At 60.0% G+C, this 23969-nt stretch carries 11 protein-coding genes; 4 read left to right on the top strand and 7 right to left on the bottom strand.

Translation table 11 applies throughout. From position 1 onward, the window contains the following. Nucleotides 1-36: 36 nt before the first annotated feature. On the bottom strand, nt 37-1647 hold the full coding sequence (glgA, locus tag KMAL_RS01060; protein ID WP_110093897.1) for a glycogen synthase GlgA: 1611 nt from the start codon (nt 1645-1647) through the stop codon (nt 37-39). 631 nt (nt 1648-2278) lie between these two features. Between glgA and pgm the strand changes: the two genes are divergently transcribed. Then, nucleotides 2279-3940, top strand: coding sequence for a phosphoglucomutase (alpha-D-glucose-1,6-bisphosphate-dependent) (pgm, locus tag KMAL_RS01055; protein WP_110093896.1), 1662 nt, complete (start codon nt 2279-2281; stop codon nt 3938-3940). A gap of 64 nt (nt 3941-4004) precedes the next feature. Here pgm and KMAL_RS01050 read toward each other — a convergent pair whose 3' ends face one another. Next, a complete protein-coding gene (locus tag KMAL_RS01050; RefSeq protein WP_110093895.1) occupies nt 4005-4691 on the bottom strand; it encodes a TetR/AcrR family transcriptional regulator in 687 nt (228 codons plus the stop codon). A gap of 247 nt (nt 4692-4938) precedes the next feature. On the opposite strand from KMAL_RS01050, the gene KMAL_RS01045 reads away from it, so the two are divergent. Genes KMAL_RS01045 through KMAL_RS01035 form a run of 3 tightly spaced genes read left to right on the top strand, consistent with a single transcriptional unit; the run spans nt 4939 to nt 10677 of the window. Next, on the top strand, nt 4939-6033 hold the full coding sequence (locus KMAL_RS01045) for an efflux RND transporter periplasmic adaptor subunit (RefSeq protein WP_239019875.1): 1095 nt from the start codon (nt 4939-4941) through the stop codon (nt 6031-6033). 4 nt (nt 6034-6037) lie between these two features. Then, complete coding sequence (locus KMAL_RS01040; RefSeq protein WP_110093893.1) at nt 6038-9193, top strand: efflux RND transporter permease subunit; 3156 nt, start codon at nt 6038-6040, stop codon at nt 9191-9193. After that, the gene (locus KMAL_RS01035; protein ID WP_110093892.1) at nt 9193-10677 is read left to right on the top strand and encodes an efflux transporter outer membrane subunit; all 1485 of its coding nucleotides are present in this window, start codon (nt 9193-9195) and stop codon (nt 10675-10677) included. The genes KMAL_RS01040 and KMAL_RS01035 overlap by 1 nt, the downstream gene beginning before the upstream one ends. 169 nt (nt 10678-10846) lie before the next feature. Here KMAL_RS01035 and KMAL_RS01030 read toward each other — a convergent pair whose 3' ends face one another. From KMAL_RS01030 to KMAL_RS01010, 5 genes are all read right to left on the bottom strand, one after another. Further along, on the bottom strand, nt 10847-13048 hold the full coding sequence (locus tag KMAL_RS01030; protein WP_110093891.1) for a S9 family peptidase: 2202 nt from the start codon (nt 13046-13048) through the stop codon (nt 10847-10849). Then, nucleotides 13045-14967, bottom strand: coding sequence for a M61 family metallopeptidase (locus tag KMAL_RS01025; RefSeq protein ID WP_180999708.1), 1923 nt, complete (start codon nt 14965-14967; stop codon nt 13045-13047). Before KMAL_RS01025 ends, KMAL_RS01030 begins: the two co-directional genes overlap by 4 nt. A gap of 167 nt (nt 14968-15134) precedes the next feature. Further along, entirely contained in the window at nt 15135-17225 is a 2091-nt protein-coding gene (locus KMAL_RS01020) for a M13 family metallopeptidase (RefSeq protein ID WP_239019874.1), read from the bottom strand. A gap of 261 nt (nt 17226-17486) precedes the next feature. After that, complete coding sequence (locus tag KMAL_RS01015; RefSeq protein WP_180999704.1) at nt 17487-19937, bottom strand: TonB-dependent receptor family protein; 2451 nt, start codon at nt 19935-19937, stop codon at nt 17487-17489. A 1009-nt stretch (nt 19938-20946) separates the two neighbouring features. Beyond that, entirely contained in the window at nt 20947-23700 is a 2754-nt protein-coding gene (locus tag KMAL_RS01010) for a TonB-dependent receptor (protein WP_239019873.1), read from the bottom strand. Nucleotides 23701-23969: the final 269 nt, after the last annotated feature.

Here is a 23969-nt window from a genome sequence, read left to right as displayed (position 1 = left end):
GCCTTGCGCATGTCCGGACCTTCGGGCGCCCCGGCTTCATCCCTGCCGCCCCGGACGGGGCTGGGGGGCGCGCAGGCGGGGCTGGCGCGCAATCCGGCGCCGGGCGGCGGTTGCGGACGCATGGCCCGCATGGTGAAGGGAGATGACATTTCCACCCGCTTCCTCCCTTGGCCGGGCGCGTGCCACAACCATGCGGAACAGGTCGGCATACTGCGCGGCCTTGCCCGACCATGACACGTCATATGCCACGGCGTTGCGCTGCAGGGTGGCCCATGCCTGCCGGTCGCGGAAAGTCGCGTGCGCGCGCCTGACCGCCGCAAGCAGCGTCGCAGCCTCCACCGGAGAGAACAGGAACCCCGTCGCGGCTTTCCCCGCCAGGGCCGCCGCATTGGCATCGACGATGGTATCCGCCAGCCCGCCGACACGTGCGGCAATCGGCACCCCGCCATAATGGCACGCGCTCATCTGCGTCAGGCCGCACGGCTCGAAGCGCGAAGGCATCAGGAGCGCATCCACCGACGCGGGCATGCGATGGCCCAACGCCTCGCTATAGCCGATATGGCAGGCGAAGCGGCGCGGGAAGCGGCGCTGCAGGATGGAAAGTTCCCGCTGGATCGACAGGCTTCCGCTTCCCACCACGACCAGTTGGATATTGTCGCCAAAGATGTCCGCCGCCACGTCCGGCAGCAGGTCGATGCCTTTTTGCATCGTCAGGCGGCTGACAATCCCCAGCAGGAACGCATCAGGGTCCTGCGGCAGGCCGAATTCCGCCTGGAACGCCCGCTTGTTGGCCGCACGCCCCGCAATGTCGCGCAGGCGATAGGGAAAATGCACGTCGGGGTCATGCTCGGGATTCCATATCTCGGTATCGATGCCGTTCAGTATGCCCGTAAGGCTCTGCGCCCGTGTCCGCAGCAACCCATCCAGCCCCATCCCGCCTTCTGGCGTCTGGATTTCGCGCGCATAGGTGGGGGAGACGGTCGTGATCCACGCGGCAAAATACAATCCGGCCTTCAGGAACCCGACCTGCCCGTAATATTCCACCCCGTCGATGCACAGCGCATGCGCGGGCAGGCCCAGGCGGGGCAGGGCAGAAGCCGCGAAACAACCCTGGAACGACAGGTTGTGGATCGTCTGCACGACAGGCGGGGCGGGGCGCTGGTCGTAATGCAGGTATGCCGCCGTCAGCCCGGCCTGCCAGTCATGGGCCTGCACAAGGTCGGGGCGGTATCCTCCTGCCGCACCCTGCGCGATGTTGGCGGCCGCGCGGGCCAGTGCGGCAAAGCGGATGTCATTGTCAGGCCAGTCATTGCCATCCGGCCCTACATACGGATCGCCGGCACGGTCATAGAGTTCTGGAATGTCGAGTACGAAAACATCTTTGCCATGCAACCGGTTTTCCCATACCGTCGCCTCATGTCCCAGCAGGTCCGCGAACCGTGCGACACACCGTCCGCCGCTCTGGACCATCCGCAGGGCCGGATATCCCGGCAGCAATGTGCGCGTCCTGATTCCATAAGCCGACAGCGCAGGGGGCAGGGTGCCCACGATATCCCCAAGGCCGCCCGTCTTTACAAAGGGAAACATTTCCGATGCAACGGAAAGCAGTTCCACCGGGCAGGCTGGATGCACATTGACAAGACTCATCCCCAGGATGCCCCCATTCGAAAAAATCGTGGAATAATCTGTTTTTGTGCAACGCAGCCTGAGCGCGACAGTGCTGCGATCACGGTTAAGTGATGTTCGTGGATTGCAGAAGGGCGGGGATATATTACGTTCTATTTCAATTGTGGAATTACATGATCAATAATTTAATTCCACTATACTTGCGAAATATCGGAAAATCCGGGGGAGGGAGCGTTCGCCCCCTGTGCAAGATGGCGCAACCCCGCGTGCCGCCATGACTTATGCAACGAACAAACGAACACCGGTGCCGCATGATCTGCGTCAATTACCGTCCGGCATCGACAACGTATGAAAAAGATGCCTGAACACCTTTACGGAAATGTGGATATGAGCATGCATATTTAATCCGGACTGCCTGCCGTTCGTTGCAGGACAGACACAGCGTTGTATTTCGACATCGCTTTTTTACGTCATGTTTCCCGCGCCCGGAGGCCCCGCCCCAGGCGTGGCAAAAAACGAGATTTTCGCCATTTCCCGTCTCGACGGGGGGACATTTCATCCTCTACAGATTGGTGCCGAGGCCAAGAGATGTTCCCGTGATCGTCCAAGCGGGTACCCCTGATATCCCACACATCCTTTCACGGAGACAGCCATGTCCAGTCAGATCAGCCCCCTTGCGGGCAAGCCGGCCCCGGATTCCATCCTGGTCAACATCCCCCGCCTGATGACCGCCTATTTCACGGGCAAGCCGGACCCGAAAATCCCGACACAGCGCGTTTCCTTTGGCACGTCGGGCCACCGTGGCTCCTCGCTGAGCAACAGTTTCAACGAACACCACATCCTGGCCATCAGCCAGGCGATCTGCCTGTACCGTGCGAAGGCGGGGATTACCGGCCCGCTGTTCATCGGCATCGACACGCATGCCCTGTCCGAAGCCGCGCTCGCCAGCGCGCTGGAGGTCTTTGCCGCCAACAGGGTGGAGGTGATGATCGATCAGGACGGTGGCTATACGCCCACGCCCGTGATCTCCCATGCCATCCTGACCTACAACCACGGTCGCAAGACGGACCTTGCGGATGGCGTGGTCATCACGCCGTCACACAACCCGCCCGAAGACGGGGGGTTCAAGTACAATCCCCCCAATGGCGGCCCGGCCGACACCGATGTCACGACATGGATCCAGAACAGGGCCAACGACTTCCTCGAGGCGAAGATGGAAGGCGTGCACCGGATTGCGTATGAACAGGCGCTGAAGTCCCCGCACGTCCATAAATACGACTACATCACGCCCTATGTCGCGGATCTGGGGAATGTCGTCGACATGGCGGCAATCCGGGAGTCCGGCGTGAAGATCGGCATCGACCCGCTTGGCGTGGCGGCGGTGCATTACTGGAAGCCGATCATCGAACGCTATGGCATCAATGCAACGGTCGTCAGCGAGGAGGTCGATCCCACCTTCCGCTTCATGACGGCGGACTGGGACGGCAAGATCCGCATGGACTGCTCCTCCCCTTACGCGATGGCGCGACTGATCGGCCTGCGTGACAAATTCGATGTCGCCTTTGCAAATGACACCGATGCAGACCGCCACGGGATCGTCACCAGCACGGCCGGGCTGATGAATCCGAACCACTACCTTTCCGCGGCGATTGCCTACCTGTTCAACCATCGCGCCGGGTGGAGCAGGGAGGCCGGTGTCGGCATCACCCTGGTCAGCAGCGCGATGATCGAGCGCGTTGCCAACATGCTGGGGCGCAAATTCGTCGAAATGCCGGTTGGCTTCAAATGGTTCGTTGACGGGCTGAGCAATGGCACGCTGGGCTTCTGCGGGGAGGAAAGCGCGGGCGCGTCGTTCCTGCGCATGGATGCGGGCGCATGGTCCACGGACAAGGACGGGATCATCCTTGGGCTGCTGGCTGCGGAAATCACCGCCAAGACCAAGCTGAACCCCAGCCAGATCTATGCGCAGCTGACCGAGAAGCTGGGCACGCCCTTCTATGCCCGCATCGATGTCGCGGCCGATCCGGAACAGAAAGCCCTGCTCAAGAAGGTCTCGGCCGAACAGCTTGACTACCTGAAGGAACTTGGTGGCCAGCCGGTGCGCGCGAAGCTGACGAAGGCGCCGGGCAATGATGTCGCCTTTGGCGGGATCAAGATCACCGCGCAGGATGGCTGGTTCGCGGTGCGACCGTCCGGCACGGAAAATGTCTACAAGATCTATGCCGAAAGCTTCATCAGTGCGAATCACCTCAGGCAGATCCAGCAGGAAGCTCAGCAGGTCGTCTCGACCCTGTTTGAAAAGGCCAAGGCCTGACCCCCTTGCCGGGCCGCCTTCGCGGTGGCCCGGCAGGCATCATGAATATGATGGCAGCGGGTTTTCAGTCCGTGTGATGCAGGCTCCGCAGCCCCGTCAGGAAGATCCGCACCGCCATGCCGGTCTGGTGCTGGATCGCGGCACATGTCAGGGACTTCGTGGCACAGCCCAGGGTCTGGAACAGGAAGTCCCCGACCGTCATCCCGAACAGCATCTTTCCCCAGAAATGCACATTGGAGCAGGGATAGCCCTGCTGCCTGCAATAGGCCTGCAGCCAGGCCTCAAGCGCGTTATCCTCGCCCCCGGCCTCAAGGGCCGCGATGATCTCGCGCACGTCTTCCGATTCCGAGCTTTCCGTAATGATCGCGCGGATGAGGGAGATGCGGTCGGGGCGCAGGATCGTGCGCGCCAGGTCCACCAGCAGGCTTGACAGTTCCTCCTCAGGGGTCGCGGCTTCTGGCGCGACCTGCGGCTTCACATCGAACAGGCGCTCCCTGATCAGGATCCGAAACAGCTCCAGCTTTGACGGAAACATCTTGTAAAGCGTCCGCTTGGACATGCCCGAACATTCGGCCACCTTGTCCATCGACGCGCTGTGATATCCGTGTTTTTGCAGGACCTTGCACGCGGCCTCCAGAATACGCTCCCGCCTGACGCATTCCTCCATTTCGGGGGGACGTCCACAGCGTGGCCTGTCCTCCGCGCAGGAGGGGGGCTTGTCGTGCAATTTGTGGCTGTTGCTGTTTTCCATCACCTCGCCCAGTTACATGCGTTGGCCCGCCATGATGGCTTGACCACCCTATGGAGACGATATAGTTTTCGTTCCTCAGGAAACCAAGTGGTTTCTTTACCCCATCTCCGTCGGGCACGTCATGCATGTTACGTCTTGAAACAGAATTTTCGGGATGCTGCGGGAGACAGACTGTAAAGGCAAGGTCAAGATTGTGAAAAGCCAGCATTATTTTCAGGCCATCGCCCCGGTTGCTGTCCTTCTTGTTATGACAGGCTGCAATCGCAAGGCCGCGCCCCCGGCAATGCCGCCACAGCAGGTCAGCGTGGTGACGCTCCGGGCGCAGCCTGTCGAAATCCACACCAGCCTGCCCGGCCGTACGGAAGCCTTTGAAATCGCGCAGGTCCGCCCGCAGGTCAGCGGCGTGATCGAACAGCGCCTGTTTACCGAAGGCACCGATGTCAAGGCAGGGCAGCAGCTGTACCAGATCTATGCGGCGCCGTACCAGGCGGCCTATGATTCGGCAAAGGGGCAGCTTGTCCGCGCGCAGGCGGCCGAAATGACGGCCCGTGCGAAACTGGCCCGCTATGGGCAGTTGGTGCGCGCGCATGCCGTCAGCCAGCAGGATTATGATGACGCCCTGGCGGCGGAGAAAGAGGCGCAGGGCGAAATCCTGACCGCGCAGGGACAGGTGGAACGCGCCGCGGTCGACCTTGGCTACACCAAGATGAACGCCCCCATCAGCGGGCGGATCGGGCGTTCGATCCTGACGGTCGGCGCGCTGGCGACCGCGAACCAGAGCAACAATGTCGCGATCGTCACACGGCTGGACCCGATCTATGTCGACGTGAACCTGCCCGCCACCGAACTGCTGCGTTTCCGCCGTGAACTGGCGCAGGGACGCCTGCAGCGCGAGGGGGACAATGCGGCCAGCATTTCCCTGCAACTGGAAGACGGTACGACATACGAACATGCCGGCCGCATGGAATTTTCCGAAGTGAACGTCGATGAATCGACCGCCACCGTCGTGGTGCGGGCCATCATGCCCAACCCGGACAAGATGCTGCTGCCGGGCATGTACGTGCATGCGCAGTTGACCGAAGGGACGGACCCGCAGGCGCTGCTTGTGCCGCAGGAGGCCGTCAGCCGCAATTCCCATGGCGACCCGCAGGTCTGGGTCGTGGACCAGGACAACAAGGTCAACCTGCGCCAGATCCAGACCTCGCAGGCCATCGGCACCGACTGGCTGGTGACAGGCGGCCTCAGGAGCGGGGAGCGGGTCGTTACCGTCGGCGTGCAGAAAATCCATCCGGGTGCGACCGTCACCCCCGTCGAGGCCCAGCCTGCGGGCAAGGCAGGGTAAGAACATGTCCCTTTCGCGTTTCTTCATCGATCGCCCGGTCTTCGCCTGGGTGATCGGCATCATCATCATGCTGGTGGGTGGGCTGTCGATCTTTTCGCTGCCGATCGCACAGTATCCCTCCATCGCCCCGCCACAGATCGCCATCAGCGTGACCTATCCCGGCGCGTCCGCCGATACGGTCAACAATACGGTGGTGCGCCCCATCCTGCAGCAGATGTTCGGGCTGGACCATCTGGAATACATCTCCGCGCAGTCCTATGCGTCGGGGCAGATGGAAATCGACCTGACCTTCGCGCAGGGGACGAACCCCGACATCGCGCAGGTGCAGGTGCAGAACAAGCTGCAACTGGCGCAGCCGCGACTGCCAACGGAAGTGACCGCGCAGGGGCTGAGCATCACCAAGGCCGTCAAGAACTTCATGATGGTCATCGCGTTCATCTCCACCGACAACAGCATGAGCGGCGCGGACATTGCCGATTACGTCGCGTCGAACATTTCCGATCCCCTCAGTCGCGTCACCGGCGTGGGCGACCATACGCTGTTCGGTTCCGAATACGCGATGCGCATATGGCTCGACCCGTCCAAGCTGTACAAGTACGCCCTGACGGTAGGCGACGTGCAGGCCGCGATCCAGGCGCAGAACATACAGGTCTCCTCCGGTGAGCTTGGCGGCCTTCCGGCAAAGGCGGGGGCACGGCTGGATGCGACCATCATCGGTCCCACGCGCCTGACCTCGACCGAGGAGTTCGAGAAGATCCTGCTCAAGGTCCAGCAGGATGGCTCACAGGTGCGCATCCGCGATGTCGCACGCGTCGAACTGGGACCGCAGACCTACAACACCAATTCCTTCTACAACAACATGCCGGCATCGGGCATGGCGCTGAAGCTGGCCCCCGGCGCCAACCAGCTGAAGACCGAGACGGCGGTGCGCGCGCAGATCGCGGAGCTGGAGAAGTTTTTTCCCCCCGGCCTGAAGACGGTCTACCCGCTTGATACGGAACCGTTCATCGTCCTGTCGATCAAGGAAGTCATCATCACTCTGATGGAGGCGATCGCCCTTGTGTTTGTGGTGATGCTGATCTTCCTGCAGAATTTCCGCGCCACGCTGATCCCGACCATCGCGGTTCCCATCGTGCTGCTGGGCACGTTCGGCATCCTTGCGGCGCTGGGGTTCTCGATCAATACGCTGACCATGCTGGCCATGGTGCTGGCGGTGGGGCTTCTGGTGGATGATGCGATCGTCGTGGTTGAAAACGTCGAACGCGTCATGACGGAAAAGAACCTCTCCCCGGTGGAGGCGGCGCGCCAGTCGATGGACGAAATCTCCGGCGCGCTGGTGGGCATCGTGCTGGTGCTGACGGCGGTGTTCCTGCCCATGGCGGCGTTCAGCGGTTCGACCGGGGTGATCTATCGCCAGTTTTCCATCACCATCGTCGCGGCGATGTGGCTGTCGGTGCTGGTGGCCATGGTGATTACGCCGGCATTGTGCGCAACGATGCTCAAACCCGGCACGCATGAAAAGACGCGCGGGCTTGCGGGCTGGTTCAACCGGCATTTCACGCGCATGACCAATGGCTACATGAAGGGCGTGACCCGTATCATCGGCCATTCCGGGGCCGGGATGCTGGCCTTTGCGCTGGTGACGGCGGGGGTTGCCTTCCTGTTCATGCGGCTTCCGGCGGGCTTCCTGCCGGACGAGGACCAGGGCCTGATCTTTGGCCAGATCACGATGCCCCCCGGCACACCAATGGAACAGACCGCCATCGTCAACCGCAAGGTCGCGGATTATATCCTCAAGACCGAAGGGAAGAATGTCGAATCCGTCTATTCCATGAACGGGTTCAACTTTGCCGGTCAGGGGCAGACGGCAGGCGCGTTCTTCATCCGCCTCAAGGACTGGGATGAACGCCCGGCGGCGTCGCAGGCGTCTGCCGCGATCGCGATGCGCATCATGATGCATTTCTGGACCGACCCGGTGGCGCAGATCTTTGCCATCAACCCGCCTGCGGTTCTGGAACTGGGCAATGCCAGCGGCTTTGACCTCGAACTGGAGGACAGGGGCCATCTGGGGCATGACAAACTTCTGGCCGCGCGCAACATGGTGCTGGGACTGGCCAGCAAGGATCCCCGCCTTGTCGCGGTGCGCCCGAACGGGATGGAGGACGCCCCGCAGTACCATCTGGATATCGACCGTGAGAAGGCCAACGCGCTGGGCCTGACCATTGCCGACATCAACACCACGGTCGAAGGGGCGCTGGGTTCGATCTATGTCAACCAGTTCCTGCGCGATGACCGTGTGAAGCAGGTCTATATCCAGGGCGAACCGGATGCCCGCATGATCCCCGATGACCTGAACAAATGGTATATCCGCAACATGAGCGGCGCCCTCGTGCCGTTCAATTCCTTTGCGTCCGGCACATGGATCGTCGGCCCGCAGAAAGTGGAGGATTATAACGGCCTCAACTCCTTCGAAATCCTGGGGCAGCCTGCGGCCGGTTACAGTTCGGGCGATTCAATCGCGGCGATGAAGGACATCCTGGCCAAGCTGCCATCGGGCATCGGTTACGAATGGACCGGCCTGTCCTTTGAACAGATGGCGTCGGGTTCGTCCACCGGGCCGCTTTACGCGCTGGCCGTGATCGTCATCCTGCTGTGCCTTGCGGCACTTTACGAAAGCTGGGCGATCCCGTTCGCCGTGCTGCTGGTGATCCCGCTGGGCGTGCTTGGGGCGATTGCGGCAACCCTGTCGCGCGGTCTGGCCAATGACGTCTATTTCCAGGTCGGGCTGCTGACCACCGTGGGGCTGGCGGTCAAGAATGCGATCCTGATCGTGGAATTCGCCAAGGCCTTTTTCGAGCAGGGAAAGACACTCGAAGAATCGGTGCTCGAAGCGGGACGCGAACGTCTGCGTCCCATCCTGATGACCTCGATCGCGTTCGTGGTCGGCGTCTTTCCGCTGGCGATTGCAACCGGCGCTGGTTCCGCCGCGCGCGTGGCCATCGGCACCGCCGTTGTTGGCGGCATGCTGACGGCGACATTACTGGCGGTCTATTTCGTGCCGCTGTTCTTTGTCGTGGTCCTGCGCCTGTTCAGGGTGCGCCGCATGAGTGAACGCACGCAACCCACCACAACCCCTGAAATCCCGGGGGGAGACCACTGATGAAACGTTCTTCCCTCCATGGTCTGGCCCTTGGCGCTGCTGCGGCACTGCTGGCGGGCTGCACCATGATTCCCCATTACAAGCGCCCCGCCGCACCGGTTTCGCAGAACTGGCCATCCTATGGCGGGGACAGCCAGCCTGCGGGCGAAAATACGCTGGCGGCCAACCTCGGCTGGTCGGAGTTCTTTACGGATGCGCGACTGAAGGCGCTGATTGCCATCGCCATCCGTGACAACCGCGACCTGCGCGAAGCCGCCGCCAACATCCGCCGCGCGCAGGGGCAGTTCGACATCCAGCATGCCGGCCTGTTTCCCCAGATCGGCGGCAATGGCGGGGCCATGTTCCAGGGCCCGTCCAGTGCTGCGGGCCTGAGCTTTGCCCCGGGCCTCGATGCGCAGGCCAATCCGCCCCTGTTCAAGTATTTCAACATGGGCATTGGCTTTTCGTCATACGAAATCGACCTGTTTGGCCGTATCCGCAGCCTGTCGCGGGAGGCTGCGGAACATGCGCTAATGCAGCGCGAGAATGCCCGCGCCATGCTGATCAGCGTGATTTCGCAGGTTGCCAACGCCTATATCTCGTGGCTTGGCGATGAACAGGCACTGCACCTGTCCGAGGCCACGCAGGCCTCGCAGCAGGCGACACTCGACATGATCCGCGCCAAGTTCGAGCATGGGGAGGCGGACCAGCTTGCCCTGCGGCAGGCGGAAACGCAGGTGGAGCAGAGCGCCGCCTTCGCCGCGGATTCACGACGTCGCGTGGCGCAGGACAAGAACCTCATCACGCTGCTGATTGGCGCGCCGATCCCCGACAACCTGCCACCCGCAAGCCCCTTCGGGCAGCAGACCATCGTGCGCGACCTGCCACCCGGCCTGCCGTCGGACGTACTCGAACATCGTCCCGACATCATTGCGGCGGAACATGACCTGAAGGCCGCCAATGCCGATATCGGCGCGGCCAAGGCGGCATTCTATCCGCGCATCACCCTGACCGCATCCGACGGGATCAGCAGCCTGCAGCCGCACCGACTGTTCACGTCGGCCGCGACGACATGGGGGGTTTCGCCGCAGTTGCAGGTCCCCCTGCTGAGTTGGGGACAGAATAGCGGCAACCTGAAGGCGTCGCGCGCCATGCGTAACGTCAAGGTCGCGGCCTATGAAAAAACGATCCAGACCGCTTTCCGCGAAGTTGCCGATGCGCTGGCGGGACGCGCGGCGTATCACGATGAAGGGGAGCAGGTGGACAGACTGGTCACGTCCTCGGCCGATGCCTATCGCCTGGCCAAAATGCGCTATGAAGCCGGTACGGATTCCTACCTGACGTCACTGGAATCCCAGCGCTCCCTCTATCAGGCGCAACAGTGGCAGATTTTCGTGCTGGTCTCGAAATACCAGAACCTTGTCACGCTTTATCGTGCGCTTGGTGGCGGGTGGACTGAAAAAACGGTCCAGAACACACCCCCTTCCACCAGCAGGCATGGATAAACCACGCCTTTTCGGCGTCTGTGGCAGACAAAGGTTTCTGGTGAATGTTTCCCAAAAAGTTCCGGGAAATGCTGCCTTTTTAAAAAGGCAGCATCAGGAATCGTTTGTTTTTTGTGAAAAGCCCACAAATCCCGGCATGTATCCGATCGTGCATGCCGGGACCATGCGGCTACCTGCCTGTGGACAGGTGGTCTTTCAGGTACTGCATGCGGGCAATGGCCACATGCGAACGCAGCGTCGGGTCGGACAGCATATGCGTTCCCGGCAGCAGCATGAGGTCATACGGCCGCCCAGCCGTGACCAGGGCGCGTGTCAGCTTCAGGGTATTGATGAAATAGACATTGTCATCCGTCACCCCATGGATCAGCAGAAGCGGGCGTGACAGGCCAGAGGCATAGGTCAGCACATTACTGGTCCGGTAGCCCGAGACGTCCTGGGAGGGAAGCCCAAGGTAGCGTTCGGTATAGGCGGTATCATAATCGGAAAAATCAACCGGGGGGGCACCGGCAACACCCGCATGGAACAGTTCGGGATGCCGCATGACCGCCATGGCCGTGAAATAGCCACCGAACGACCACCCATAGACGCCGACGCGCTTCATGTCCATTTCCGGGAATTTCCTGCCCAGCGCGGTCACACCTGCCACCTGATCCTCAAGCGGTGCATCAATCAGGTCGTTATGTATGGCCCGTTCCCAGTCCCGGTCACGACCGGGCGTGCCGCGCCCGTCAAGGCTGACGACGATGAAGCCCTGATTGGCCAGACACTGGTTTTCCGCATGCAGGCGCGGCGCGCGCAGAACCTCCTTGTATCCCGGACCGGCATAGACCGACAGGATGACCGGCAGATGCTGCCCACGATGGAAATTGACGGGCCTGACGACCATTGCGTCATAACCCTGCGCCCCGACCGTCAGGAACTGCATGTTGAACGGCGGCAGCGCGCGCGCCACATCGGGGAGCGTGTCCGTGACCTGCCCATCACGCCCGCGCAGCAGGACACGCAGGCTGCCATCCGCAGCATTGAAACGGTCGATGAACCGGTCATGCTGCCCGGCGGTGAAGTTCACCTGATGCAATCCTGCGGCCGTGGCCAGCGGGGTGACCTTACCGGTCCGCAGGTCGGCACGATATACCGCCGTTCCCATGCGGTCCGGCGTCGCGGTAAAGGTGATCGTGTTACCGGCAAAATCGATATCATCCAGCGCGGCAAAAGGCAGGTCCGGCGGCGTCACCACATGATCCAGCGTCCCGTCGGCATGCCGCATCTCCAGTTGCCACCGGCCACTACGCTCCGACGCCCACAGGAAATGCTGCCCGTCCTTCATCCAGTAGGGAAGGGGAAGGCCCGTCGTCCGTGCCGTCGGCCCGATATTGACCCATGCGGCATCATGTTCGGACAGCAGGTCCTTCGTGCGCCCGGTATGGGGATCGACATCAAGGACATGTTCCTCGTCCTGCGCGCGGTTCATCACCACCAGCGACAGCCGCCCGGTCTCCTTTGACCAGGCCACGCGCACGACATACGGATAACGGTCGCTGTCCCAGCGTATCCAACGCGTATGGCCGCCACCGCGCCTTATGATGCCCAGCCGGACCCTGGCATTGGGCGTGCCCGCCTTGGGATAACGGAAGGCGACAGGGGGCGTTGCCGGGTTTTCAGGATCGGCGATGTAGTGTTTTTCCACCCCGGACAGGTCCGCTTCCTCATAGACAAGGAAGCGGCTGTCGGGCGACCACCACATGCCCTCGTGCCGGTCCAGTTCCTCCGCCGCCGCGAATTCGGCCACGCCATGGGTCAGGTCCACCGTGCCGCCATGGGTAATGCGATGCGCCTTTCCCGTCGCCAGCGTGATGATGTGGATGTCATTATCCCTGACCGCCGCGACATGGCGCCCATCGGGGGACAGGCTCGGCGCGCCCCAGTCATCCCCCGGCAATGCCGTGGCCGAATGGTCGGTCAGGCCGATCTTCAGCAGATGCCCGGCCTGGCTGGCGATGGCGGTCGCGCCGGCATCGGCCATTTCAAAGGACGTAACGCCGGTCATCGTCAGGCGCGCCCGCTCCCGCCGGGCCTTTTCCTCCACCGACAGGTGCTCATCCGCGCTGGCGACATGCGTCAGGGCCGTATCCTGGCCCGTTGCGATGTCATGATACCACAACTGCAGGGCCGTATCCTGCGCGCCACTGCGCAGGAACATGACCCCACGGCCATCGGGGGTCAGTGCCGCGTTGCGTGCGATCCCCAGCGAATAGGTCTGTGTCGCCGCACTGTCGGCAAAGCATTGCAGCGTGTCGGCACGCGCCACGCCCTGCCATGACCCAAGCAGCAGCACACCGCCCATCAGCAGCCGTCTGGTCGTCACCTTCATGGCGTGACCTCACGGGGCTTGAGGATGTCGGCCAGCATGTCAGGCGTATTGGCGATACGCTCCAGCCGCGGATAGCGCAATCCGCCATGATAGGGAATGGAAACCGTTTTGTATCGGTCCCCCGCACGCACCAGCAGGCGGATCGGGGCGGCGCCATTCGCGCTGGCGGCGGTGATCGCATCGGACAGGGTATCGGCGTCGAAGGCATAATCGTTGACCGCCACGATCTCCTCATCCATCGTCAGGCCCGCCTGCCATGCCGGGCTGTTCCATTCGACATTCACCAGCCTGCCCTTCTGGTTCAGCACGAAACCAAGGGAGAAGCTGTAATCATGCATCTTCAGCAGTGCCTCCCGCGCGGAGAGGTAGGGCGTCGGTTCCGTCGCGAAGGTCAGGCGGTAGCCACCACGCGCCAGCCCCTCCAGCGGGGCGTGACGGGTCACGACATCGACGCGGTCATGCAGGAATTTGGCCCAGTCATAGGGCTGGACCGCGTTCAGGGCGGCAATCATGTCCTCACGGCGGTAGGTATGGGTCACGACACTGCCGTCATCAACGCCAAAGAACCGCTTTGCCACCTCGTCGAGCGAATGCTGCCCATGCGACAGGTCACGCAGCAGCGTATCGACCTCCAGCCACAGCAACTGGCCTTCGGAATAATAATCCTCGCTGCGCTGCCAACTCCGCCACGACAGGGGCGTGCGCCGCGCGATGACGGGATCGTTGGTCGTATCGACCAGCGGCCGCCACAAACGGCCCGCACGCCCGTCATAGGTCGCAGCCACCATCGCGATCGCATCAAGCACCTGCGGCGGTGTCATCAGGCCGCTGCGCGCCGCAAGGACATAGCCCCAGTACTGCGTCTGCCCTTCATAGATCCACAGCAGCGACCCGCGATGGGGGGTATTGAAATCCGCGGCCCACAGGTCTTCCGGCCGGCGGAATTTGCCATTCCATGAATGGGTGAACTCATGCGGCAGCAGGTCGCGGAAGGGGAAGGTCTTGTCCCATTTCGTGAAGTATCCGCGCGGCCCGCTGTTTTCGCTGGACTGGTGGTGTTCCAGACCGATACGGCCGAGTTCTTCCGTCAGGGCCAACAGGAAATCATAATGTTCGTAATGATGGGAACCAAAGACCGCATTGGCCTGCACCACAAGGTTGCGATGCGCCTGCACCTGTGCGTCCGTCGCGGCAAGTTCCTCCGGCCGGTCGGCCACGACATCAAGGGAGACCGGCGCGCCATGCGGTGGTGTCAGGTCGAAGCGGCGGAAATAACGCCCGGCAAAGACAGGGGAGTCCACAAGCCGGTCAAACGACGTATCCTGGAACGTGACACTGTCGCCCGGCGCCGTGCCCGCGCGGGGGCGAAGCGCGGTTCCGTACTGCCACCCGTGCGGCAGCACCAGCGTTGGCGAAACGGTAATGCCGCGGGTGAAATAGCCTGCCGGATACAGGGCAACGGCATTCCATTGCACGTTGAGCATGTCGGGTGTCATCACCACGCGCCCGACATCGGGGGACACGGGCGTCAGGATCTGGAAATCCAGCGTTACCGATGTCGCACCAGCCGGCAGGGGGATGTGAAAGGCGCTGATGTCAACGGTATCGCGGACCCACGTTACGGCCTGCGCGCCGGCATGCACCGACAGGCCCCCAAACTGCGTGATCGAGCCGGTTGGGGCATGGTCGCCGGGAACCCACATCGGGTACCTGACAATGAAATCCCCGCCATGGGCCGAAAGCTCGGGTGCTACGGGAAGCGTTTCATGCACCGTGTAGATGTGACGCGCCAGGTCCGTACCATCGACCTTCAGCGCGATGGTGCCTGGCATGCGCACATCGCGTGCGGAGGGGATCGGTGCTGGCAGTGGAAGCTGCTGCGGTGGTGCGACCTCGCCAGCGCGGGCATCCGCATCCATCGCAACAAGAACGGCAAGCCCTGACAGACCCGCAAACAGGATAGAACGCAAAACGCATACTCCACAGATATTGTATCCGGTCATGTCCCGACATGAATCCCCATCCCACGGCACGACAGGCGCAACCATGCCCGGCCAGCGGGACAGGGGGTTCCGGACTTCTGAAATTACCAGATTTTCACACGGGATTCGGGCTTGATGTACAGCGACTGCCCCGGCTGCACGTTCCATGCCCTGTACCATGCGTCGATATTGTGCATCGGCATGTTCACGCGCGCGCGCGGCGGGGAATGGGGGTCGGTAATCACGCGCTGGCGGATCGTGTCGTCACGCAGTTTTTCCCGCCAGACCTGCGCCCACCCCAGGAAGACACGCTGGTCCCCGGTCATGCCGTCAATCACCGGGGCTTCCTTCCCCCTGAGCGAGGCATGATAGGCATCGAGCGCCAGCGTCAGGCCGCCAAGGTCCGCGATGTTTTCGCCCATCGTCAGCTTGCCGTTCAGGTGCACGCCGGGCAGGACCTCGAACGCGTCATACTGCGCGCCGAACCGTGCCGAAAGCTGGTTGAAGCGTTCCTCGTCCTTTTTCGTCCACCAGTCACGCAACTGGCCCTTTTCATCGAACTTGCGGCCTTCATCATCGAAGGAATGGGTCATTTCATGACCGATCACCCCGCCGATCGCCCCGTAATTGATGGCCATGTCAGCCGAGGGATTGAAGAAGGGCGGCTGGAGGATGGCGGCGGGGAAGACGACCTCGTTGAAGACGGGATTGTTGTACGCATTGACCGTCTGCGGCGTCATGTCCCATTCGTCACGGTCAACCGGCCTGCCGAGGTGCGCCAGCCAGTAGGACCATTCAAACCCGACGCCACGCGCGGAATTGCCGTAAGCATCGCCTTTGCGGACGACCAGCCCGGTATAGTCACGCCATTTGTTGGGATAGCCGATCTGGATCGCGGAACTGTCAAGCTTGCGGATCGCGGCCTTGCGCGTGGCCTTGCCCATCCATTCATTATGCTTGAGGCGGATGCGGAACGCCGCCTTGAGTTCCTGCGTCAGGCCGACCATCTTGTCGTGGTAGGGGGCAGGGAAATACCGGCTGACATAGACCTTGCCCAGCGCCATGCCCATGGCCTCGCTGGTCGCATGTCCCGCGCGTTTCCATCGCGCGGTCAGTTGCGGCTGCCCCGACAGGACCTTCCCGTGGAAATTGAACGAGGCATTGACGAAGGCGCGCGGCAGGACCTGCGCCGCATTGTCCGCCAGGTGGAAGGCCAGCCATGCCCTGAGCGTCGCCATGTCCGTCCTGGCAAGGATCTGCGCCTCGGTCGTGATGGCGGAAGGTTCGCCCACGATGATGTTCCCCGAATGGATGACATCATCGGGAATTCCCGCGGCCTTCAGATAGGACAGCCAGTCAAATCCCGGCGCCTTTTCCTGCAGCGTGGCCAGTGACATCGGGTTGTAGATCCGGTCCGGGTCACGCATGTCCTGTCGCGCCCAGTGTGCCTGCGCAAGGGAAGTTTCCAGCGCCACGATCGCGCTGGCCCCGTTCCGCGCATCGGGCCAGTGGATCAGGCCCAGCATCTGCGCGACATAGGCCTGATAGGCGTTTTTCTTCGCCTGCATTTCCGGCTTCAGGTAATAGTCACGGTCCGGCATGCCCAGACCCGCCTGATCCAGCGTCAGGGTGTATTTCGTCGGCGTGCGGGCGTCCGGCTGGATGCTCAGGGCAAAGGGCGTGAACTGGAAACCGTCCTGCGCGGTCCCTGACAGGCTGGCAAAATCGGTGGCCGTGCGGACTGCACGGATGCTTGCCAGATCATCGGACAGGGGACGGATGCCACGTGCCTCGATGGCTTTTTCATCGAGGAATGTTGCATAGAATGTACCGAGTTTCTGTTCGATTGTCTGGGGATCTTCCACCGGATGGGTGGACAGTTCTTCCAGGATGCTGCGCACGCGCGTCCGCGACAGTTCGGCCAGTGCGTTGAACGGGCCATACGATGTCATGTCGGGCGGGATGACGATATTGCGCACTGCCGTGCCATCGGCATATTCGAAAAAGTCGTTCCCCGGCGCAACCGAAGTATCACGCCCGGCAAGATCAAAGCCCCAGCGTCCGAAACCATCGTCCCCGGCATTGCCCGCCCCCTGCGTGACCGGGGCGGCAAGCGATGCGCCCGCACCGCAGGTCGCCAGCAACGTGGCCCCCATAAGTCCGGCGCGCATCGCACGTCCTGTCATACCTGCCATTATGTATTCCCTGTTCCGAGAGCATGAGTAAGCGTTTCCATTTTGACGTCAAAATGGAATAACGACAATACGTTCACACGTATAAGAAACATGAAGTTCACATCTGAAAACACGGATGTGAAAACAGCATATGACAGGTCATCCCCAGTTTCGCGCGCGACTGCGCCAGGGGGGAGGGGACACGCTTTCGTTATTTCAGCGTTCCGAAACACAAAAGGCGCGACCCGTTGCCGGATCGCGCCCTGAAATCGGCACAGCCAATCAGAACTGTGCGGAAACCGAACCGAAGAACATGCGCGGTGCGGCCACGTACAGGTTGGCGTTGTCATCGCCACTCACGCTCGCGGCGCCATAGACACCACCGATATAGTTCTTGTTGAACAGGTTGGTGATGCCAAAGGTCGTCTTGATGTTCTGTGCGAACCCGACCTTGCCGAAGTTGTAGCTGCCATTCAGGTTCGACGTCCAGTAAGACGGGATGTACTGGTCGTTCGTATAGGTCATGGCGCGACGGCTGGTATAGGTCGCGTTGAAGTTGAACATCGCCCGATGCCACGTATAGGTCAGGTTGGCCTTATACATGAACTTCGGATAATAGACCTGATGCTTGCCGCGCAGGCTGATGCTGCTGCCACCGTCGGGGATGCTGCCTTCGTAAACAGCATTGTTCCAGCTGAAGCTGTTGGAAATCTCCAGCCCATGGACCGGGCGGATCGCCGCCATCACATCGGCGCCGTTCATCGTTTCACGGCCCACGTTCGCCACGGCGCCATACGTGTTGCCGGTCGACCCGGACGTCACGGTTGCCAGACGGTTGTAGTAATCGGTGTGATAGAAATCGGCACTCGCCGTCAGCATCTTGGAGTTGTAGCGATACCCCACGACATAGTTCCAGGTGCGCTCGGGACGCAGCGTGTTCTTGTTCGCGTTGAACACGGCCTGCGCCGAATTGGTCGCACTGCCGAGGCCACCCCAGACGGTGCCGGAGCTGCTCTGCTGCCCGTAGTCATAGGCACGCATGTTCTCGGCGATATCGAAATACACTTCATGATGACGTTCGAAGTGATAGTCGAAGTTGAAGTGCGGCAGGAAGGCGTTGGCCGCCGTCATGCTGCCATCGGCAGGATGGCTGTAATAGGTGTTCCAGTTGGAATACTTGGCGGAATTATCCATCTTCGTGCCGCCATGCGTGTCCTGCAGCAGCGACTTGAAGCCCGCACTGACCGTCATGCCCGGAATGATGTGATAGGTATCCTGCAGGTAGAACTGGAACGTATTGGTATTGAAGGAATCCGAATACCACGTTGCCGCCTGCGATGCCTTGAAATCGCTCTTGGAATTGTGGGCGGCATCCACACCATCCTCATACATGCGCATGGGATAGTTGAAGGCATCGTTTTCATACCAGATCCCGGTCTGGATGTCGTTGCCATGGGTGTGGATGGTGAAATTCTGGGTAAAGCCGATGCGCTGGACATCAGGATGCCCCGTTTCCAGTGCCATGGGCACGCCGGAATTGGGCGAGACGAGGAACGGGTTGGAGCCACTGTAATCGCCGCTGGACACATGCGCATAGGCGATGGTCTTGGACGTCACGTTCGGGAACAGCTGGAACTCACCCGTCACGGCGGACAGGTAGTTACGCTGCGTCTGCGTGCCGTCATAGGCGTAGTCGCCAATTTCGTCATTCGACAGGATGCCCTGCAGGCTGGACGGCACGCCGCCATTCTGCGCGTAGTTGGCATATTCCTTCGAAAGGCCATAGTTGGGCTTCAGATAGGTCGCATTACGCCCCATCCTCTCCCACATGTTTTTCGTCAGGCCCATGTAGTTGTACTGCGCGAAGTTCGAATAATCGAAAATCGCCGTGATCTTGCCGCGATCACCCACCGGCTGGACCAGCTTGAAGTTCGCCTGCTGTTCCTGCTGGTCGCCAAAGCCCTTCCACAGATCCTGGTCCGTACGGGCATAGGCGGCATAAAACCGGGTGCCCGTCGAGTTCAGGACGCCACTGTCAACGCGGCCGAACGTGCGGAAGGCATTATAGCTGCCGAAGGTCTGCCCGACACGTCCACCGGCCTTCATGGAAGGATCCGACGTCGTATAGGTCAGCGCACCACCAAGGGTCTGTGCCGAAGGGGTGTCCAGCGCGCCAGCCCCCTGCGAGACGGTCATGCCGGCGACGTCTTCCTGGATTTCCATCTGGTCGACGCCCAGGCCGTTCCAGTTGTGGAACCCCTGGCCACCCATCGGGATGCCGTCAAGCGTCTCACCAAGCTGCATCTGGTTGAAGCCACGCACATACAGCGTATTCGCCACCGTATCGAGGCCAAACGCGTCATCCGATGCGAAATTGACGCCCGGCGTGGTCAGGGCAAGGATCTGGTTGGGGCTTGTGCCCTCAACGAAATGATCCATCTGCTGACGTGTCACGGCCTGCACCGCGCCGTGCGAGCGTACGCGTGAGACACTGACCTTCAGGGTTTCAGGCGCGGAATGTGGTGTCGCAGTACTATGGTGCACGGCAGCCGCCTGCGCGCCATTTGCCCGATGAACACGATGGGTGGATGCAGTGGTCGTGGATGCGGTAGTACCTGTCTGCGTTGCAGCCATGGCGACAGAGCCGACCGACAGCAGCCACACAAATGCCGATCCCGCCAGCAGGGGCTGCCGGGCCAGACGAATTTTTTCCCGCCTCGCTATATTAGGCATAGAGGACTTTTTCCAATCACAGCCATGACGCAGTGCCATACCGGATCACTCCGTATCCTGCACCGTCATATTGTTGATGTTCACGCCGCGGCATGAAGGAAAAAGTACGGAACATTTCTCGCATCGTTTCCTCCCCTCCAAATCGGACATGCCGACCGCCACAGCACTGATTTCCTGATGAAAATCATTACAGTGTCAGAAGAGGAAAGATTCAACGCCGAAAAAAAGGCAGCACAAAGCAGTGCCAGCCCCTGTGACGAAAGAGCAACACACACTTGTAACGGTGTAGATTGTTTTAGAATGTGAATGAACCCCGACGCATTCAGTCGTTTTTTTTCTAACATTCCATATCCATCTAATTTTTCTTTCATATTATATTACCATATCCGCCATAAAAGAAAGATAAATTCATTCTGAAGGCGGAAATTTTTTAGGACGAAGTCGTATCGTTCTGAAATAACAACAGATTTCCACATGCCGAACGACACTGTGCAACAAAAAATTCACGGAAATGATGCCTTTTCCAGGCAGGTGTGACCCGTTTGTCCTAGACAGGTCAGATAAAATAATTACCAGAAATCAATACGCTAACGCACGAAACATAAATATAATATATATGTTTAGGTTCTAATAATATTTCAAACTCCATCCCGTGATCGCCGGCTACGCTTCCATGTCTTATTCACATTGTGGATTATATTTTGTTATTATGTTGGTTTGTGAATTACCCGTAGCCATGTTTTCCGGGGCTTTTTGGCATCCATGATCCGCAGATGCACCGCCAATAAAGGATCAGACGGACATTTCCGCCCAATTCCGCACAGCTGATGCGCATATAGGCTTTCGGTTCCATCCCTTTCCGACAGCACCATCACGCCAGCCTCAGGACAAAAGGGCATCGGCATCAGGCCATCCTTTCTGGCGGTGTCATAACTCGCAGTGACCCACTCCCGGAGGAGTGGGTCACTGTCCGGATTGTCGTCATCCGAAGGAGAAGCAGCCTGAACCGTCAGCCAAGCCGTGCACGCATTGTGAACGTCACGGATGCGGGCTGACCCGCGATACCATCACTATAGGAAGTACCACACCCATAGTTACTGGCAGCCTGTCCAGCCAGCGGGCCGGAACTGATGGTCGAGCAGGTGCCCGGCGCAATCTGCTTGTACTTGTACTGCCAATAGAATGTATTGAACAGGTTATACACATTGATATCGAAGTTCAGGGACTTCAGCGGCCCAGCATTCTTGAAGGGCATGTCGTAGTTCAGGTCCAGCGAGAAGATCATGTACGGGGCAATGCCACCATGCGGATCATACGTCGTCGCACCTGATGTAATGGTATAGTAGTTATAGTTCGTCCCGTTGGCATATCCGCCCACACCGGGAATGTTCCCGACATTCTGGAACCCGGACAGGTCATAGGTCGTGCTCTGGTGACCGGTATACTGCCCCTGGAAACGGACATTGAAATTATCGCCATGCCGGATCAGGTTGCGCGTGCGATAATCGATACCGATCGTCGAAAGCCACGACGGCACGCCGGTAACGGGCGATCCTTTGGTCGCGATACCGAACTGGTCTTCCTGCACGGTCATGCTTTCCAGCGCGGTGGCATCGTAATGTTCGCTGAGGTGCGAGAAGTTGCCAAACAGCTGGATCTTGGGCGTCACCTGCCAGATGACCGAGGCCTCTTCACCCTTCATGGAGCGCTGGCCCGCATTGGTGTAGGAGCTATATCCCGCCAGTGAGCCCGACTGATATTCAAACATGCCGAAGTCACGATCGACCTTCTGATGGAAGTAATCGACGGAAATCGTGATGTTGCGGCGGTTGAACTTGATGCCGCCTTCTTCCATGTGCACGATGGAAGCATTCGGCACTTCACCCAGCACGTTGGGCGAGAAATCGGACACAGGCGCATACAGGGCAGAGTTACCCCAGCTTCCGTAAAACGACAGTCCCTTCAGCTTGGGGATGACCTTATCAAGGTCATAGCTGACGTTGATGAACGGCAGCCATTCACGATCCCACTTCTTGGACGAATAATAACCCGTATTACAGGTATATGTCTGGCAGTAGGTCGTCGCGGCGGCGGCAGCCGAAACCGTGCCACCATACATTTCGGTACTGGTCAGGCCGGACTGTGTCCCCTCGATCACGAAGCCGGGCGTGACGTGCAGGGTATTCTTGAACAGGTCGATCTTGTCCTGGAAATACCCCTGATACATGACGCGCTGGCCGCCACCTTCACCACCACCGCTGATCAGGTTTGCCGCCGTCTGCTTGACATCAGCAGTGCTTCCCGCCCAGGTCGGGGTCAGGTTGCTTGTTTCCTTGGCAATCAGGGCGCCGACCTTGATCGTGTTCTGGATGCCCCAGAAACTCGGCGGCGTAATCGTCAGGCGCGGACGGATGCCATATGTGTCCGTACGTGTGTAGCTTTCCTGCGCATTGTAACCGCAGGGACTGGTCTGCCCTGCGGCAGCCCACGCGGCCTGCACGCCGGCGGCACAGTTGCTGCTGCCGTTATAGGTATACGCACCGGGCATATAGAAGATGTTTCCATACCCGTAATATCCCTGTTCACCAAACCCTGCTGCGGTCTGGGTGAAGATATTGGAACCACCGATCGAATACGGCGTTGCGGCACCATTGAGCGAGAACGAGTCCGGGTTCTGGTAGTCGAGCATCGTTGAATCCGAAAACTCGTAGAAGCCGGTGACACCAACATTCAGGTAGTCGTTGACGTAGGTGTCATTCTTCAGGATCATCGTGAAGTAGTCGTTGTTTTCCTGACCAAACGTCGTATTCGGGTTATAGTTGCTGTATTTCCCGTACTTGTTCATCCATGCCGTGGGCACGGGTTGCGCCTCAAACCGGCCGTCACCGGTATTGTAAAGCACGGTCGCGGAGAACAGCGACTGCCCGTCATTGTAAGGCTTATCAAATGCAAACTCCATATTATTGTAACGCGCAGGAGTATATTTGATATAGTTCTTGGTCTGCATGTTGGAATATTTCAACATGATCTTGGGCGCATCGACGCCATGACCCATCCATCCATCCAGTCGCCCGGAGTCAGCCTCGAACCCTTCGTTCCATGTCCCGAAGGACCCGACGGACCCGGTAATGTCCAGGTGGCGGTCATCACTTGGCCGCAGGGAATGATAGGCAATGGTGCCGCCGATCGTCCCGAATGTCGTTTCACTGGGGTAGGCAACGCCAGGATAAATGGAGACCCCACTTATCTGGTCCATGTTGAACTTGCCGCCGATGATGCTGCTCATGTAGCCGCCCGAGCCACCATTGAGCAGATCCTGCATCGGCACACCATCAAGGGTCTGCGCAACTTCCAGGCCACGCGCGCCACGCACGCTGATGACCGGCTCGTTATTGCCGACACCTGACTGGTAGACGTTGACGGAGGGGGCATCGCGCAGGATGGACGCAACACTGCCCATCAGGCCGGCCTGACGGATATGGTCGGCCCCAAGTTCGGTCACCGCACTGGGGGAATTCTTTTCGCGCAGCAGACGTCTCTGGGCACGGACGGTAATGGATTCAGCCTTGGGGCTGACATTTACGGTCGAGGACGAAGCAGAATCTGAATCCGACTTCGTCTGCGCAGATGTTTTCTTGGCCTTGTGCGCCTTGACCGTGGTGTCGGCAGGGGTGGCGACCGAATGAGTCACGTCCTGGGCACCTGCGTCACGGCTGGAAAAACCGATCCCGGTCGTCGCCATCAGGGCCACAACAAATGTCACAGACGGATTGAGCGCACGGCAGGAACTGGCACAACTGCTTTTCAAAAAGGCAGATGTTCCCTGTCGCATTACCAGATAATGCGACAGGGAAGTACTTCTTTTTCTCATGGGCATCCCCCTTGCAATGAACCGACTGATGTATTGATCGGTAGGTTCATTACACAGATGGAAACATCCACCTTCGATATGAATATGTTAAAGTGTAGTATTAATTACACCACAGTTGCCTAAAAGCAACATTCACACCGGTATCAATGAAGTTCACATAA

The sequence above is a fragment of the Novacetimonas maltaceti genome, assembly GCF_002906255.1.
Classification (GTDB): Bacteria; Pseudomonadota; Alphaproteobacteria; order Acetobacterales; family Acetobacteraceae; genus Novacetimonas; species Novacetimonas maltaceti.
This window is presented reverse-complemented; position numbering and strand designations above follow the sequence as displayed.